Here is a 13,912-nt window from a genome sequence, read left to right as displayed (position 1 = left end):
AGAGGAGCCTCTTGCCCTGCGCGCGCCGGCTCCGGCTCCGGCTTGCCTGTTCGACCCGTTCCATCGGCCCTGGGTCGATCGATCGCGACAGCTTTCAGACGAGCGCGCCGACGATCCCCGAGGCGGAGCCGACAAGCAGGCATGCCGCCATGACGAAACCCAGCCCTCGTACGTGGTCACGACCACCGCCGTGGGCGTAGTCCGTCGCCATGCGAGCGGCGACGCCGAAGATGCCACCGACACACAGGGCGGTAACAGTCCAGGCCACCCATCTCAGGATGTGCAGCAGGTCTTCTGCTCCAGGCGGCGCTTCCCCTCCGCCGGCATCGGGCACGCCCGAAGGCCGCGGGGCAGCAGCAGCGGCGTGGACCACATAGGGCGCGAGGTCTGTCACGCTCGCCGGCAGGATGGACAAGTCGGCTCCCTACTCTGCGGTTTGGAAGAGTCGGCTCAGGTCGCGAACCGGCGAAACGTATGCGTCGAACAGGTACGGCTCGCCGAGTCTCCACGGCTCCACGGCTCCACGGCTCCACGGCTCCACGGCTCCACGGCTCCGCCCATGGGATCTGCCGGAGTCGCGGCACAGCACCGGAAACCAGCCGCACTCGCTCGCAGTACTCCGGGGCGGCAGCCGGGTGCATCGGCGCATCGGCGACGACCACGAGGCCCAGCGGTTCGACGCCGGTCACCACCGCGAGGATTCCGCGATCGTGCCGTCCGGGAACGGCCCGCGACCGACTCCCGGACCGCGGGATGAGTCCGGCCGGCGCGGCGTCCCTCCACGGCGACGATGGAGCCCGGACGTTGCCTGCCGGCGGCTACGCCGCCGCGCACGCCTCACGCGGCAGATGCCTCGTACCACACAGGCCGATCGACCTCCTCAGCGGGATGTTCGACCAGCCCGAGAGCGCTCCGCAGAGCGCGGACCGCGTGGAACACACGGGACTTGACCGTACCCGGCGGTACACCGAGGACCAGGCCCGCCTGGCGCATCGACCTGCCGGTGTAGTACGTCTCGTACAGCGCCTCCCTGTGCTTGGGCGACAGTTGCTGGAAGGCTTCCTGAAGCAGGATGGACGACAGCAAGTTGTCCACCTCGTCGCCCGCCGTGAAGAGATCGGGCAGCCAGTCGTTGCCGTTGACTTCTTGAGGGCGGGTCATGCGCTGCCGGTACTCGTCGACGACGAGGTTGCATGCCACCCGGAACAGCCAGGCACGCAAAGGCCTGCCCGCTTCGATGTCCTGCGTGCGCCAGCACCGCAGCAGAGTCTCCTGGACGATGTCCTCGGCCCTGTGCCTGTCGCCTCCCACCAACCTCACGACGTAGGCGAAAAGTGCGCCGACCTGCTCGTCGTAGAGCGCACGCATGGCACGTTCCTGGGCGCTGGCAGCTCCCAGCGAACCCATCACAGTCCAGCTCACGTGGATGCCCCCTGGGCTACATGTCCTCGCGGACAAGGCTGTTCATGGATCAGGGTCCCTTGCAAGATTGGACTTCGTCCGGTTCACCGGAGTGGCACGGAAACAGGCAGAATGTCCCCGTTCGGGCAGGGAACGAACGCAGTACAGGCACGGTCTCGGTGATCATGTGAGTGTCGAAGTCCCATGAACACTTGGCGAGTCCGTGCCTGCTCCTGCATCTTCCCTCATGCCCGCCGGCCTGGGCCAACTGGCCCGGGCTTCCGCCCCTGCCCCGCTGGCGGACGCGGTCCGTCTGCCCGGATTTCTGGGCCTGGTGCCTGATCCGCGAGGCGCCCGCGGCCGTCGCTATCCGCTGTCCGCGCTGGTGGCCGCTGCCGCAGCAAGTGTGCTGGCCGGTGCCCGGTCGCTGACCGCGATCACCGAGTGGATATCCGACGCTCCCGGGTGGGCCCGCCGAGCCCTCGGCTTCCCGATCGACCCGCTGACCGGCACGGTGTCCGCCCCGCACCCTCACACCCTGCGCCGCCTGCTGGTCCAACTCGACGGTGATGCCCTGGACCAAGCGGTGGGCGCCTTCCTCACCGCCCGCGCCGCGCCGGACGGCTCCGGGCTGCGGGCCATCGCGGTCGACGGGAACGTGTTGCGCGGCTCGCGCACCGCCACCGTCCCGGCCGTCGCCCTGCTCGCCGCGATGGACCACACCGGAAGCGTCCTCGCTCAACGGCAGGTCGCCGACAAGAGCAACGAGATCCCCGCCTTCGCCCCGCTGCTGGACAGCATGGACCTCACCGGCACTGTCATCACCGCCGACGCCCTGCACACCCAGCACGCCCACGGCGCCTACCTACGAGGCCGCGGCGCCCACTACATCGCGCAGGTCAAGGCCAACCACCCCGGTCTGTTCAACACGGTCCGCCGCCTGCCCTGGCGCGATATCGTTCTCGACCACTACGACCGCGCCCGGGCCCACCACCGCCACGAGATCCGGCGCCTGAAGACCGCCGCCTTCGCCCACCTCGACTACCCCGACGCTCAGCAGGCCCTCCAAGTCGTGCGCTGGAGGCAGGACTTCACCACCGGCAAGCTCACCATCGAACGCGTCTACCTGATCACCAGCCTGCCGCCCGGCGCCGCGACCGGCGCCCAACTCGCCGCCTGGATCCGCGGCCACTGGGGCATCGAGAATCTTCTCCACCACGTCCGGGACCGCACCTTCCGCGAAGACGACTCCAAGATCCGCACCGGCCGTCTTCCCCGGGTCATGGCCGGACTGCGCAACCTCGCCATCGGCGTCCATCGCCAGGACGGCCACGCCAACATCGCCGCCGCCCTCCGCCAGGCCGCCCGCGACTACCACCGCCCTCTGGCCTCCCTCGGTCTCACCGGATGAACCCGGACAGAACCCGACCATGCAAAGGACCCTGGGGGAAGAGGACTCCGGCGTTCGCGGTAGAGCGGTGTCGATGCCGTTGTCCTTGGCCACCGCCATGTCGAGCATGCCCTGGGCCATCGCCTCGGACATCCCGTTCTCGATCATCCGTGCCCGATACGCCTCACCCGGGATCCGGGTGTACTGGACGGGCTTGCCCAGCCCTCGGACATGATCCGCGCCATGTCGTTGAAGGAAAGGTCCTCGGGACCGAGTACGGCGACACTGTCCACTCCGCTCCAGGAGCGGTCGAAGAGCAGCCCGGCGGCGACCGCGGCGATGTCACGGGTGGCGCAGGTCGGCAGTGCGCGGTCCTCGGAGATCGGCCCGAAGAACCGCCCCGGCCTCTTGATGACCTCGGCCTGGCGCACGATGTTGTCCATGAACGAGGGGAGGGCCAGTGCCCGGTAGTGCACCCCCGTACCGGCGATCAGGTCGTCCATGGCGAGCGACGCCGACACGAATCCGGCGTTCTCGGCCACCCCGCGGCCCAGGGCCGACACTCCCACGACCCGGCTGACGCCGTGCCGCCGGAAAGCCTCGCAGGCCGGGAGTGTGAAGTCGCGGAGCGATGCCACCGCTCAGCCCATGTACGTCCCGAACCAATCGAGCATCGGCTCCGGGTTGCGCTGGAACTCCAGATAGCCGTCCCACCGGCGGGTGGTCCCCGTGATCCACTGGAGGCGCTTCTGCCGCACAGGGATGTTGTCGTACATCGTCTGCACGTCGCTGGGGTCGGTGAGAACGTCGTCCCGCACACCGTAGAGGAACGTCGGCACCCTGACGTTCCTCGCCCATTCCTGCGGGCTCCGCCGGTCGAGCCCGATGCTCGTCCGCAGGGTGATGAGCCGGTCGAGGTCGTCGATCCGCTCCTCCCCGATTCCCATGGCCGTCAGCCTGCGCTGGAGGATGATCCTGGCCGTCACCGGCTGGGGCGAGACCAGGCAGCGCACGTCATGGAACTCCTCGGGGAACTGGGTCATCGCGGCGAAGGTGGAACTGCCGCCCATGCAACGGCTGAAGAGGCCGATCGTCATCCTCCGGGTGTCGCTGCGCCCTCGCACGTAATCCAGCGAGCCGACGACATCGCGGGCCTCGAAGATGCCGCTCGAGGAGATCGTGCCGTTGGCGTCACCGCTGTGCCCCGAGTTGCGCATGTCGTAGGTGAGGACGTTGTAGCCGGCGTCATGGAGGATCTTGTAGTCGGGGGTGAGGTCGACCTCGAACCCGTTGCCACTGGGTGCCCAGATCGAGTGCCAGGGCTCAAGGTGGGCGGGGATGCCGGAGCGGCTGAAACCCATGGGGTGGTTGGCGATGATCAGCTTGTTCGACCGCCGGGCGGGGATCCACCAGCCCTCCAGTGCCACCCCGTCGCGGGCGGGGAAGGTGATGTCCTCATAGTCGAGATCGTGTTCGGCCGGCGTGTGCAGGATCGGGGACCTCTGCCGCTGGTAACTGAATGCCTCGGCGAATCGCTCCAGCATCGCGTCGCTCTCGTCCCCCGCTGCGGCGGCAGCGGCGGCATTCGGCGCTGCGGTGAGCATGGCGCCCCCCAGCCCCAGGGCGGTGGCCGCCCCCACTGAGGTGTTCAGCACCTGACGCCTGTCGAGTGGATTACCCATGATGTTCTGATTTCTCCTTTTTAGTGAGCATGCGAAGCGCATGCGAGATCGACGGAGGACCGCCGGGAGGGAGCGCGCGACAGGGGGACGCGCGGGCCTGTGGGCGTCGCAGGTCCGTCGTCTCAGCGTCGCCGCGGCGACGGGCAGTCGCCGTACGGGGGGTGTGGTCGGCCCGGACGCCGAACGGGTTCCTGCGACCCTGGGTGACGAACCGGATCACCCGGTGAAACGCGATGCGGCGAGTCGGGGCCTCGCCGGTGGTGCAGGATCCGGAACGCACATCGGCCGCACGGAATCGTCAAGGACGTCGGGCAGTCTCGACTCCCCTCGGCGTTCTCGGCCGCTCGAACCACGGTCGGTGCGTCGCGGTACACCCCCGGACTCCCGGCAGAACGCACCAGACGACCTTGGCTTCGCCTGTGAGCTGCCGGAAACCCCACCGTCCGTGCGTGAGGGCATGCACGACACGCAGGCCCCGCCCTCGCCCGGAGAGCAGGTCCAGCGGATCGCCCGGGTGATCGCGGTACGGGTGCGCACCGGGGACCGAGGCCCATGCCTCCGGACAGGACAGCAGGCCCGGGGTGGCCGGGCTCCGGTCCTGCACTTCGCAGATCAGGCAGCAGGCGGTGTGGCGGAGTCGCATCCCGTACGGGCCGAGGGCATGTTCACTCGCATTGGCCACGAGTTCCGAAGCGGCCGGCACACAGTCATCGACGGCCGCCTGCGGGATCTGCCGTTCGGCCAGAGAGCGGCGGAGGACCGAGCGGGCGTCGGCCACGAAGGCGCCCGCGGGACCGCGACCGTTCCACTGATGGAGGACGTCGAACCGGTTGACGGCGGTGGCAGCCACAGAGCTTCACCCCGTCCGGGCGGCGCAGCCCCGTCGAACCGGATGAATCATGACTCTCCCGGGCATTGCACGCACCATCTCCCACACCGGCCGACCGCCGGCAAGTAGATGCGCGGTAACTTGGGAACCCACGGCACCCTTGAGCATGGTGGCGGGAATCATGCGAGCAGCCTCCCGGGTTGACTCGAGGGAACTAAACTCAACCGTACCGTTTACTTTGTGGGGTGGCAAGACACATGGCCAGGCGTGGGGCCGAGCTACGGGAGCACATCCTGTGGACCGCCAAGGACCTCTTCCTCGAAATGGGCTTCGACCGCGCGTCCATGGACGTCGTGGCCGCCCGCGCCGAGACCTCCAAGCGCTCCCTCTACGCACACTTCGAAAGCAAGGAAAAACTCTTCCTCGCCGTCGTCGACCTCGCCCGGGAGCTCTACCTCGGCAGACTCAAAACCCCCGACGCCTACAACGAGGACACCACCGAAGCCGTCATCCTCTACTGCGGCAGATTCCTCCAGCTCATCCTCCGAGAACCCGCACTGCGCACCTGCCGCCTCGGCATCGCCGAAGCCGAACGACTCCCCGACGCATCAGCCCAATACCACGACGCCATCTTCGAAACCTCACGCACGCGGCTCACCGCATTCCTCACCCAGCACCACAACCTCACCCCCACCACCGCCGACGACATCGCCACCCAACTCCTGGCCCGCACCCTCTACCCCCGCCTCCACCGCGCCCTCCTCGGCGTCGAACCACCCCTCCCCATCGAAGTCGACGAAACCACCCTCACCACCGACGTCGACTTCACCCCCATCAGAAACGCCGTCACAGAACTCCTCCCAGCGACGGCGTGAGCTCGAGGTCACGGGCGGCGGGCGAGCACGTCGTCGCCCCCGTGTCCGGCGGAATCGCGCGTGCCCAGAAGGGCGACCTCGCCATCATGGTGAGCGGGGAGGACGCCGACGTCGAGGAGGCGACGGCGATTCTGAGCGCGATGGGCTCGCGAGTGACCCCGGTCGGCGCCACGGGCAACGCGCACGCGATGAAGGCGTTGAACAACCTGTGCTCGGCGGGCGGCATGCTCATCGGCCTGGAGGTCCTGATGATCGGCAAACGCTTCGGACTGGACCCCGCGTTGATGGTGGATGTGCTCAACGCGTCCACGGGCATGAACAATTCGACGAAGCTGAAGTTCAAGCAGTTCGTGCTCTCCGGCGCCTACGACTCCAACTTCCGTCTGGATCTGATGGTCAAGGACCTCCGGACCGCGCAGAACGTCGCCGCCGCGGAAGGTGCGGTAGTACCGTTCACGGAAGCCTGCGTCAGCCAGTGGGACCAGGCGCTGGACCGCCTCGGGGGCGGAAGTGATCTCGACCATACCGAGATCGCCAAGTACGTCGAAATACTCAACGGCACCCTCTACGGCTGAACCGCTTGTCAGTCAGCCGCTGTATGCTAGATGACAAATCGTCCCAGGCATTTCGAGGTGGCAGCACCATGGACAACATGCGGGTCAAGCGAGTGGAGCCGATCCGTCACCAGGTTGCTCGGGTCATTCGTGCTGCCATCGCCGACCTCCGGTTCAAGCCGGGCTCCCTGCTGATCGAGAGGGAACTGTGCGAGCTGACCGGGGCAAGCCGCCCGTCCGTCCGTGAGGCGCTGCGCCAGCTGGAATCGGAAGGCCTCGTCATCTCGGTCACCGGCAAGGGCACGGTCGTCGCGTCGGTGACGGAGGACGAGGCCAGGCAGCTGTACCAGGTACGGGCCTCCCTCGAGGGTCTGGCCGGTCGCCTGTTCGCCGAACAGGCGACCGGGGAGCAGCGCCGGGAGCTGGCCGCCGTCGTCGACCGGTTCGAGGCGGAGATCGAGGAACAGGGCAATCTGATCCCGATCAAGGACGAGTTCTATCGGGTGCTGTTCGAAGGAGCCGGCAACGAGGTCGCGTACCAGATGCTGGCGTCGCTCCAGCGGCGTACCAGCCTGCTCCGGTCGAAGTCGCTGTCGGCTCCGGGCCGCCCTCAGGAGACTCTGAGGGAACTGCGTGCCATCGTGGAAAAAGCGGAACTCGGCGAGGCCGACGCGGTGGAACAGCTGTGCCGGGACCATGTCGCCAAGGCCGAGAAGGCAGCCCTGGCGCGGCTGGCCGAACTGGAGAAGCAGTTCGGCCTCGCCCAGCGGACCGGCTGATCCGGACGGCCCGCACGAAACCGGACGGCATCCGGGAGAGCCCTCAGGACCGGGCCGGGCTCAACACCGCCGCATGGGCGATGCCTCTCCCGGACGCATGACGCGTGGACGCACCGCGCCGGCACTGCCACAGCGGAGCCGCCGACCAGAGCGCCGGGGCCGGCGCCGGCGGGTCGGGACCGTCGAGCGCGCCGGCCGCTGGTGACCACGCTCAAGAGGCACCCGATGAGCGTGCTGCGGGTCGTCGGGATCTCGGCGCTGTCCACCCTGTGCTTCTACAGCTTCTTCGCGGCCATGACGCCGTTCGCCGTGCAGGGCCGTGGTGCCGATCCGACCGATGTCTTCATGGTGCTGTCCGTGTCGACGGCCGTGTTCGTCGCGCTTCAGTATCCGGCGGCGTACCTGTCGGACCGCATCGGACGCAAGCCGGTGCTGCTCTTCGCCGCCGCGGCCATCGCCATCACGATCGTGCCGCTGTCCTACCTGATCGGGCCCAATGTGGCCGGCCTCTTCATCTGCTTCCTGGTCGGTCTGGGCTTCTACAGCATGGTCACGTCCATTCTGCCGGCGATCATGAGTGAGCTCTTCCCGACGGAGCTCCGCGCCCTCGGCATCGGCGCCTGGTACAACGTGACCGTCGCCGCCTTCGGCGGTACGGCGCCGCTGATCCTCACCGCGCTGAACGCGGCCGGCCAGTCCACGCTCTTCTTCTGGTACGTGGCGGCCAGCGGTGTGGCCATGTTCCTCATCATGCTGCGGCTGCCGGAGACCCGCGGAGCCGAGCTCACCTGAGCGCCTCGGGCAAGAAGGAAACACAAAAGGAACCGGTGCCGTGGCCGACCCGCAGGAGCTGCATGCTTCTGGGGCCGGCCACGGCACCGGTCTTTCCGGACGGCCGAGGGACCGGCCGGTTCATCCGGATCCGGCCGTCCGTCCCTCCTCATTCCGCGGTTCTAGGCGGTCTCGGGCCCGTCCTCGGCGAGGATGCGGCCCCGGACGGCGGCGAGGGCGCCCGCCATCGCGCCGGCCGGCCGGCCGAATCGCGTGTGCGACAGCGCGGCGGGGTCGGTCTGCTCGGTGAAGGCGTGCGGGTAGGCGAACTCCAGCAGTCCCTCGTCGCCGTGCTTGCGCCCGTACCCGCTGTCGGCCCGGCCCCCGAAGGGCAGCGCGGGGTTCATCGAGAACTTCAGGGCGTCATTGACACTGGTCATTCCGACGCGGAGACGGCGGGCGATCTCCTGACCTCTGCCGCGGCTGAAGACCGCGCTGCCCAGTCCGTACCGGCCGGCGTTGACGCGCGCGACGGCTTCGGCCGTGTCGGCGACCTTGACCACGGCGAGCGTCGGGCCGAAGGTCTCCTCCGTCGCCGCGAGGGCGTCCGGAGTCACACCGACGAGGATGGTGGGCCCGACGTAGCGGTTTCCGTCCTCCACGACCCCGGGACCACCGACGGGAGCCGTCGCGCCCTTGGCGATGGCGTCCTCGATGTGGTGCCGGACAACCGGGATCTGGCTGGTCAGCGGTATGGGGCCCATCTGCGCACCCTCGTCGCTGCCCGCCCGGACCTGCTGGGCCAGAGCAGTGACCCGCTCGACGAAGGCGTCGTGGACGGACTCCACGACATAGGCCACTTCCAGGCTGATGCAGCCGCACCCGGTGTTCTGGAGGGCTCCCCAGACGATGTGGGCGGCGGCCTCGTCGAGATCGGCGTCCTCGGCCACGATCGCACCGTCCTTGCCCCCGAGCTCCAGCAGCGTCGGGGTCAGGGTCTGGACGCACTGTGCGGCCACCGCCTGTCCTGAGCGGACACTGCCGGTGAACGCGACCTTGTCCACACCCGCCCAGATGAGCGCCTGGCCGGTGGCCGCGAAACCGACGAGGTTCTGCAAGACGTCCGGCAGGTCGGGAACGGCCCGCTGCCAGGCCTGTGCCAGCCACTCCCCCACTCCGGGCGTGAGCTGGCTGGGCTTGAGCACGACCGCGTTGCCGGCCGCGATGGCGTGCACCACGATGGCGCCCGGCGTCGCCAGCGGGAAGTTCCAGGGACCGATGACGGCGACGACGCCGTACGGCTGGTACTCCACCCACGCGTCCTCGCCTGCCGCGGAGGGAACGTCCCGACGCCCCAGAACGCGCTCGGCGTTACCGATGACGAACTGCAGGTGCGCGAGGACGGCGAGGACTTCCGAGCGGGCGTCGTCGAGGGGCTTGCCGTTCTCGGCGTGGATGAGGGCGGCCACCTCCTCGCCGCCCACGGCGATCTCCCGCCGCCAGGCCCGAAGGCGCCGCGCCCGGCCCTCGAAGCCCAGATTCCACCAGGTCTCGACGGTCGAGCGGGCGGCGGTGACGGCGGCAGCCGCCTCTTTGCTCCCGGCCACGGGATAGCGGGCGAGTTCCGCACCCGTGGCCTGGTCGATGGTGATCACCTCTGCCGCGTCGGCGCCGAGGACGCCGTCCCGCGTGACAAGGGTGCTGTCGGACATGCTTCCAGCCTTTCGCAGGCTCACTGAATGATCGATTCGGGCGTGATGGGGAGTTCGTGCACCCGCCGCCCCGTGGCGTTGAAGACCGCGTTGGCGATCGCGGGCGCCACACCGACGATGACGATCTCGCCGAGCCCCTTGACCCCGAGCGGGCCCACCCGGGTGTCGACACTGTCGACATAGATGCCGCGGATGTCCGGGACATCGGCGTTGACCGGGATGAGGTAGTCGGCGAAGTTGGCGTTGACGAGCCGGCCGTCGCGGGGGTCGGTGACGGTGTGCTCCAGCAGTGCCTGGCCCAGACCGCCGATCATTCCGCCGATGGCCTGACTGTCCGCCAGCCGCGGATTGACGATCTTGCCGGCGTCGAACACCCCGACCATCCGGCGGAGCCGTATGTGGTTCAGCTGCGCGTCGACGCCGACCTCGGCGAAGATCGCAGCGTGGTTGTACATGGAGTACTCGGGCTCGTCCGGCGGCGAGAAGGTGCCGACGTGCTCCAGGTGCGACCGGTTGTTGCGCCGCAGAAGCTGCTCGTACGTCTCGCTGCGGCCGGGGTTGTCGCGCACCTGGAGCCGGCCGCGCCGGACGACGACGTCCGCGGCGGGGACTCCGTGCAGGGGGGAGCGTTCGTCGCCGACCGCCATGGCCACGGCCTGGTCGCGGATGTGGTCGCACGCCGCCTTCACGGCGGCGCCGACGCTGGTCATGGTCCAGGCCACGGCCTGCACGGGAGCGGGCGGCATGTTGGTGTCGCCGAGGCGGAAGTCCACAGCGCGGATGTCCAGGCCGAGGGTGTCCGCGCCGACCTGCGACATGGACGTGTACGTACCGGGTCCGATGTCGCTGGTCGCGGACTGGATCACGGCGGAGCCGTCGGCATTGAGCCGGGCGTGGGCCTGGGCGAACATCCGCTCGGTCGCGTAGATGCCCGTGGCCATGCCCATGCCCACCAGCCAGTCACCGTCCCGCCGGGCCCGGGGGGTGGCGTTGCGCCGGTGCCAGCCGAACTCCCTGGCGCCGGTGGTGAGGCACTCCCGCAGCCGCAGGGTGGAGTACGGCAGCCCGGTCTCCGGGTCGTCCTCCGGCACATTGCGCAGGCGCAGTTCGACGGGGTCGATACGCAGCCGGTGCGCGAGCTCGTCCATCATGCACTCGATGACGCAGGTGCCGGTGCCCCAGCCGGGGCCGCGCATCCAGGTCGGGCCGCCGATGTCGAGGGGCACGAGGTGGTAGGACGAGCGGACGTTCGGCGTGTCGTAGAGCACCCGCGCCGGGGTGGCGGCGTCCTCGGTGTGGAACTCGTACCGCGCGGACTCTCCCCTGATCTCGTGGATCAGTGAGGTGACCCGTCCGCGCCGGTCGCTGCCCAGGCGTGCCTTGTACTCGTAGGCGGGACGGAACCCGGTGGTGAAGAACTGCTGCCGGCGGGTCAGCACCAGTTTCACCGGTCGGCCCAGCTCGCGTGCGGCCAGCGCCGCGATGACGGAGTGCACCCAGGTCCGCCCGCCGCTGCCGAACGCACCGCCCACGAAGGACGAGAAGCAGCGCACCGCGTCCTTGGAGATGCCGAAGACGGCGGCGAGTTCGTTCCTCGAGTCGTTCACCCACTGGGTCTTGTCCCAGACGGTGAGGTTGCCGCCCTTCCACCGGGCGATGATGGAGTGGGTCTCCATCGGGTTGTGGTGGTTGCGGGCCAGCCGAAAGGTGGCCTCCAGCTGGATGTCCGCGGACTCCAGCGCGGCGTCCGCGTCACCGCGTTCATAGGTCTCGGCCTCGCGGGTATCGGCGGAGGAAAGGTCGAACTCGGGCTCCTGGGTGGCGTATTCGACCCTGACCAGGCGGGCGGCGTGCCGTGCCGTCTCCAAGGTGGTCGCCACCACCGCGGCCACCGGCTGACCGAAGAACCACACCCGGTCGTCCTGGAGGGCGTGCAGCCGCTCGCCCTCCGGGTGGATCGAGTCCGGGAACGGATTCTCCCGGTAGGGCAGCCGGGGCGCGTTGGTGTGGTCGTACACGGCGAGCACGCCGGGCAGGTCCCGCGCGGCCTCGGTGTCGATGCCGGTGATCCGGCCCCGGCCGATGGAACTCTCGACGAGGACGGCGTGCACGATACCGTCGACGCCATCGCCCGAGCCGTGGTCGGCGGCGAATTTCGCCCGGCCGGTCACCTTCAGCCGTCCGTCGACACGGGACTGCGGTTTGCCGACGGCAATATCCGGTTGCGGACTCACTCGGTGCCTCCCACGATGCGGAGCTGACGTTCGACGGTGCGTCGGAGCAGTGCCACCTTGAACTTGTTGTGCGTCAGAGGCTTCGCTCCTCGCACCGACTCCTCGGCCGCCTCGGCCCACAGCTGGGACGAGGGCCGCCGGCCGGTCAACCGGCGTTCCACGGCGGGCAGTTTCCACGGCACGGTGCCGACACCGCCCGCCGCGACCTTCGCGGTACGGATGACCCCGCCCTGGATGTGCAGTGCGACGGCCGCCGAGGTCAGGGCGAACTCGTAGCTCTGCCTGTCCCGCACCTTCAGGTAGCCGGACTTCAGAGGCCGGGGATGGGCGGGAATCTCGACAGCGGTGATCAGCTCCCCTCGGCGGAGGTCGTGCTCCCGGTTCGGCGTGTCCCCCGGCTGCAGGATGAAGTCGGCGAATGCCACTTTCCGCTCTCCCTGCGGACCCTGCAGGTGCACGTACGCGTCCAGCGCGGCGAACGCCACGCAGACGTCCGAGGGATGGGCGCACACGCACGCGTCCGAGGTGCCGTGAATGGCGTGTGAACGGTTGTACCCTTCCAGCGCGGCACATCCCGAGCCCGGGTCGCGCTTGTTGCACGCCGCGGTGACGTCCCGGAAGTACGAACACCGGGTACGTTGCATGATGTTGCCGCCGATGGTGGCCATGTTGCGCAGCTGCGCGGACGCGCTCAGTTCCAGCGCTTCGGAGATGACGGGGAAAGCCGTCCGCACAACACGGTGCGCGGCCGCTTCCGCCATCGTCACCAGCGCGCCGATCCGCAGTCCGCCGCCCGAGGTGCTCTTGATGTCGTTGAGGGGCAGGGCGGTGATGTCGACAAGCGTGTCGGGGCGTTCCACGGTTTCGCGCATCAGGTCGACCAGGGTGGTGCCGCCGGCGATGTAACGGCCGCCGCGCCGGCCTGCGTCGATGGCCTCCCGGGCGCTGGAGACCTTCGTATACGAGAAGGGGAACATCAGTTGCCCTTCCTTCCTTGTGCGGCGGCCTGACCGACCGCTTTGACGATCTTGGGGTAGCAGCCGCAGCGGCACAGGTTGCCGCTCATCCACTCGCGGATCTCCTCGGGCGACCCGGCGTGACCTTCTCGGATGCAGCCGATACCGGACATGATCTGGCCCGGGGTGCAGTAGCCGCACTGGAACGCATCCTGGTCGACGAACGCCTGTTGCAGCGGGTGAAGTGCGTCGTCTTCGCCGGGTGCCAGCCCTTCGATGGTGAGGACCTCCGCGTCCTCCAGGCGCACCGCGAGCGTAAGACACGAGTTGACCCGACGGCCGTCCACCAGCACCGTGCAGGCTCCGCACGCCCCGGCATCGCAGCCCTTCTTCATCCCGGGCAGATTCAAGTGCTCGCGCAGCAGATCCAGGAGCGATGTACGGTTGTCGACCGTGACGGAGACGGGCTCACCATTGACTTTCAGCGCGACAGCGGTCTGTGTTCGGTCTTCGGCCTCGGCACCGATTACCGCAGTGGCCGCGTAGCCCGCGACGACACCGCCGATCGCGACGCCCGTCACCGCGGTGAACGTGCGCCGGGTCAGCATCCACGACGGCAGCCGGTGGGAAGGAGGACGGGAGGAAGGCGAATCAACAGAGGAGGAAGAGGGGGATTCGGACTGTTCTGGAGACATACGACCTCGCTAGGTTCAGCAGAAGATCTTGACT

General features: G+C 68.8%; 14 protein-coding genes. 5 read left to right on the top strand and 9 right to left on the bottom strand.

Annotated features, from left to right (window positions below; genetic code table 11):
• Positions 1–94 precede the first annotated feature (94 nt).
• Together AC5L3C_RS21800 and AC5L3C_RS21795 are read right to left on the bottom strand one after the other, a co-directional pair.
• Positions 95–415 carry a hypothetical protein gene (locus tag AC5L3C_RS21800; RefSeq protein WP_493650428.1) on the bottom strand — a complete coding sequence of 107 codons (321 nt, stop codon included), beginning with the start codon at positions 413–415 and terminating at the stop codon, positions 95–97.
• 422 nt (positions 416–837) lie between these two features.
• A complete protein-coding gene (locus tag AC5L3C_RS21795; RefSeq protein WP_493650427.1) occupies positions 838–1,368 on the bottom strand; it encodes a sigma-70 family RNA polymerase sigma factor in 531 nt (176 codons plus the stop codon).
• Between the two features lie 280 nt (positions 1,369–1,648).
• Here AC5L3C_RS21795 and AC5L3C_RS21790 point away from each other — a divergent pair, with 280 nt between their 5' ends.
• Positions 1,649–2,812: an ISAs1 family transposase gene (locus AC5L3C_RS21790; protein WP_493650426.1), complete on the top strand. Its 1,164-nt coding sequence runs from the start codon at positions 1,649–1,651 to the stop codon at positions 2,810–2,812.
• A 143-nt stretch (positions 2,813–2,955) separates the two neighbouring features.
• Here the strand turns inward: AC5L3C_RS21790 and AC5L3C_RS21785 are convergent, their stop codons facing one another.
• The 3 genes from AC5L3C_RS21785 to AC5L3C_RS21775 form a co-directional block, all read right to left on the bottom strand.
• Positions 2,956–3,429 (bottom strand): Rossmann-fold NAD(P)-binding domain-containing protein, encoded by a 474-nt coding sequence (locus tag AC5L3C_RS21785; RefSeq protein WP_493650425.1) that lies wholly within the window; start codon positions 3,427–3,429, stop codon positions 2,956–2,958.
• A gap of 3 nt (positions 3,430–3,432) precedes the next feature.
• Entirely contained in the window at positions 3,433–4,473 is a 1,041-nt protein-coding gene (locus AC5L3C_RS21780) for an alpha/beta hydrolase (RefSeq protein WP_493650424.1), read from the bottom strand.
• A gap of 298 nt (positions 4,474–4,771) precedes the next feature.
• A complete protein-coding gene (locus AC5L3C_RS21775) occupies positions 4,772–5,251 on the bottom strand; it encodes an ATP-binding protein (protein WP_493653970.1) in 480 nt (159 codons plus the stop codon).
• 308 nt (positions 5,252–5,559) lie between these two features.
• Here AC5L3C_RS21775 and AC5L3C_RS21770 point away from each other — a divergent pair, with 308 nt between their 5' ends.
• The 4 genes from AC5L3C_RS21770 to AC5L3C_RS21755 all read left to right on the top strand — a co-directional run bounded on the left by AC5L3C_RS21770 (position 5,560) and on the right by AC5L3C_RS21755 (position 8,302).
• The gene (locus tag AC5L3C_RS21770) at positions 5,560–6,177 is read left to right on the top strand and encodes a TetR/AcrR family transcriptional regulator (protein ID WP_493650423.1); all 618 of its coding nucleotides are present in this window, start codon (positions 5,560–5,562) and stop codon (positions 6,175–6,177) included.
• Positions 6,174–6,752 (top strand): NAD(P)-dependent oxidoreductase, encoded by a 579-nt coding sequence (locus tag AC5L3C_RS21765; protein WP_493650422.1) that lies wholly within the window; start codon positions 6,174–6,176, stop codon positions 6,750–6,752. The genes AC5L3C_RS21770 and AC5L3C_RS21765 overlap by 4 nt, the downstream gene beginning before the upstream one ends.
• 68 nt (positions 6,753–6,820) lie before the next feature.
• Positions 6,821–7,510, top strand: coding sequence for a GntR family transcriptional regulator (locus AC5L3C_RS21760; protein WP_493650421.1), 690 nt, complete (start codon positions 6,821–6,823; stop codon positions 7,508–7,510).
• A gap of 225 nt (positions 7,511–7,735) precedes the next feature.
• Positions 7,736–8,302, top strand: coding sequence for an MFS transporter (locus AC5L3C_RS21755; protein WP_493650420.1), 567 nt, complete (start codon positions 7,736–7,738; stop codon positions 8,300–8,302).
• Positions 8,303–8,463: 161 nt separating this feature from the next.
• Here AC5L3C_RS21755 and AC5L3C_RS21750 read toward each other — a convergent pair whose 3' ends face one another.
• Genes AC5L3C_RS21750 through AC5L3C_RS21735 form a run of 4 tightly spaced genes read right to left on the bottom strand, consistent with a single transcriptional unit; the run spans position 8,464 to position 13,878 of the window.
• A complete protein-coding gene (locus AC5L3C_RS21750; protein WP_493650419.1) occupies positions 8,464–9,993 on the bottom strand; it encodes an aldehyde dehydrogenase family protein in 1,530 nt (509 codons plus the stop codon).
• A gap of 20 nt (positions 9,994–10,013) precedes the next feature.
• Positions 10,014–12,227: a xanthine dehydrogenase family protein molybdopterin-binding subunit gene (locus tag AC5L3C_RS21745; RefSeq protein WP_493650418.1), complete on the bottom strand. Its 2,214-nt coding sequence runs from the start codon at positions 12,225–12,227 to the stop codon at positions 10,014–10,016.
• The gene (locus tag AC5L3C_RS21740) at positions 12,224–13,204 is read right to left on the bottom strand and encodes an FAD binding domain-containing protein (RefSeq protein WP_493653969.1); all 981 of its coding nucleotides are present in this window, start codon (positions 13,202–13,204) and stop codon (positions 12,224–12,226) included. Before AC5L3C_RS21740 ends, AC5L3C_RS21745 begins: the two co-directional genes overlap by 4 nt.
• Positions 13,204–13,878: a (2Fe-2S)-binding protein gene (locus tag AC5L3C_RS21735; protein WP_493650417.1), complete on the bottom strand. Its 675-nt coding sequence runs from the start codon at positions 13,876–13,878 to the stop codon at positions 13,204–13,206. Before AC5L3C_RS21735 ends, AC5L3C_RS21740 begins: the two co-directional genes overlap by 1 nt.
• Positions 13,879–13,912 lie beyond the last annotated feature (34 nt).

Source organism: Streptomyces speibonae, from assembly GCF_984686075.1.
The sequence above is the reverse complement of the archived record's forward strand: the minus strand, read 5'-3'. Positions and strand labels throughout refer to the sequence as shown.

Excerpts from the sequence above, each read along its gene's own strand:
- AC5L3C_RS21795 (WP_493650427.1), bottom strand. The coding sequence starts at position 1,368 with ATGCGTGCGCTCTACGACGAGCAGGTCGGCGCACTTTTCGCCTACGTC.
- AC5L3C_RS21790 (WP_493650426.1), top strand. The coding sequence starts at position 1,649 with ATGCCCGCCGGCCTGGGCCAACTGGCCCGGGCTTCCGCCCCTGCCCCG.
- AC5L3C_RS21780 (WP_493650424.1), bottom strand. The coding sequence starts at position 4,473 with ATGGGTAATCCACTCGACAGGCGTCAGGTGCTGAACACCTCAGTGGGG.
- AC5L3C_RS21770 (WP_493650423.1), top strand. The coding sequence starts at position 5,560 with ATGGCCAGGCGTGGGGCCGAGCTACGGGAGCACATCCTGTGGACCGCC.
- AC5L3C_RS21760 (WP_493650421.1), top strand. The coding sequence starts at position 6,821 with ATGGACAACATGCGGGTCAAGCGAGTGGAGCCGATCCGTCACCAGGTT.
- AC5L3C_RS21755 (WP_493650420.1), top strand. The coding sequence starts at position 7,736 with ATGAGCGTGCTGCGGGTCGTCGGGATCTCGGCGCTGTCCACCCTGTGC.
- AC5L3C_RS21750 (WP_493650419.1), bottom strand. The coding sequence starts at position 9,993 with ATGTCCGACAGCACCCTTGTCACGCGGGACGGCGTCCTCGGCGCCGAC.
- AC5L3C_RS21740 (WP_493653969.1), bottom strand. The coding sequence starts at position 13,204 with ATGTTCCCCTTCTCGTATACGAAGGTCTCCAGCGCCCGGGAGGCCATC.
- AC5L3C_RS21735 (WP_493650417.1), bottom strand. The coding sequence starts at position 13,878 with ATGTCTCCAGAACAGTCCGAATCCCCCTCTTCCTCCTCTGTTGATTCG.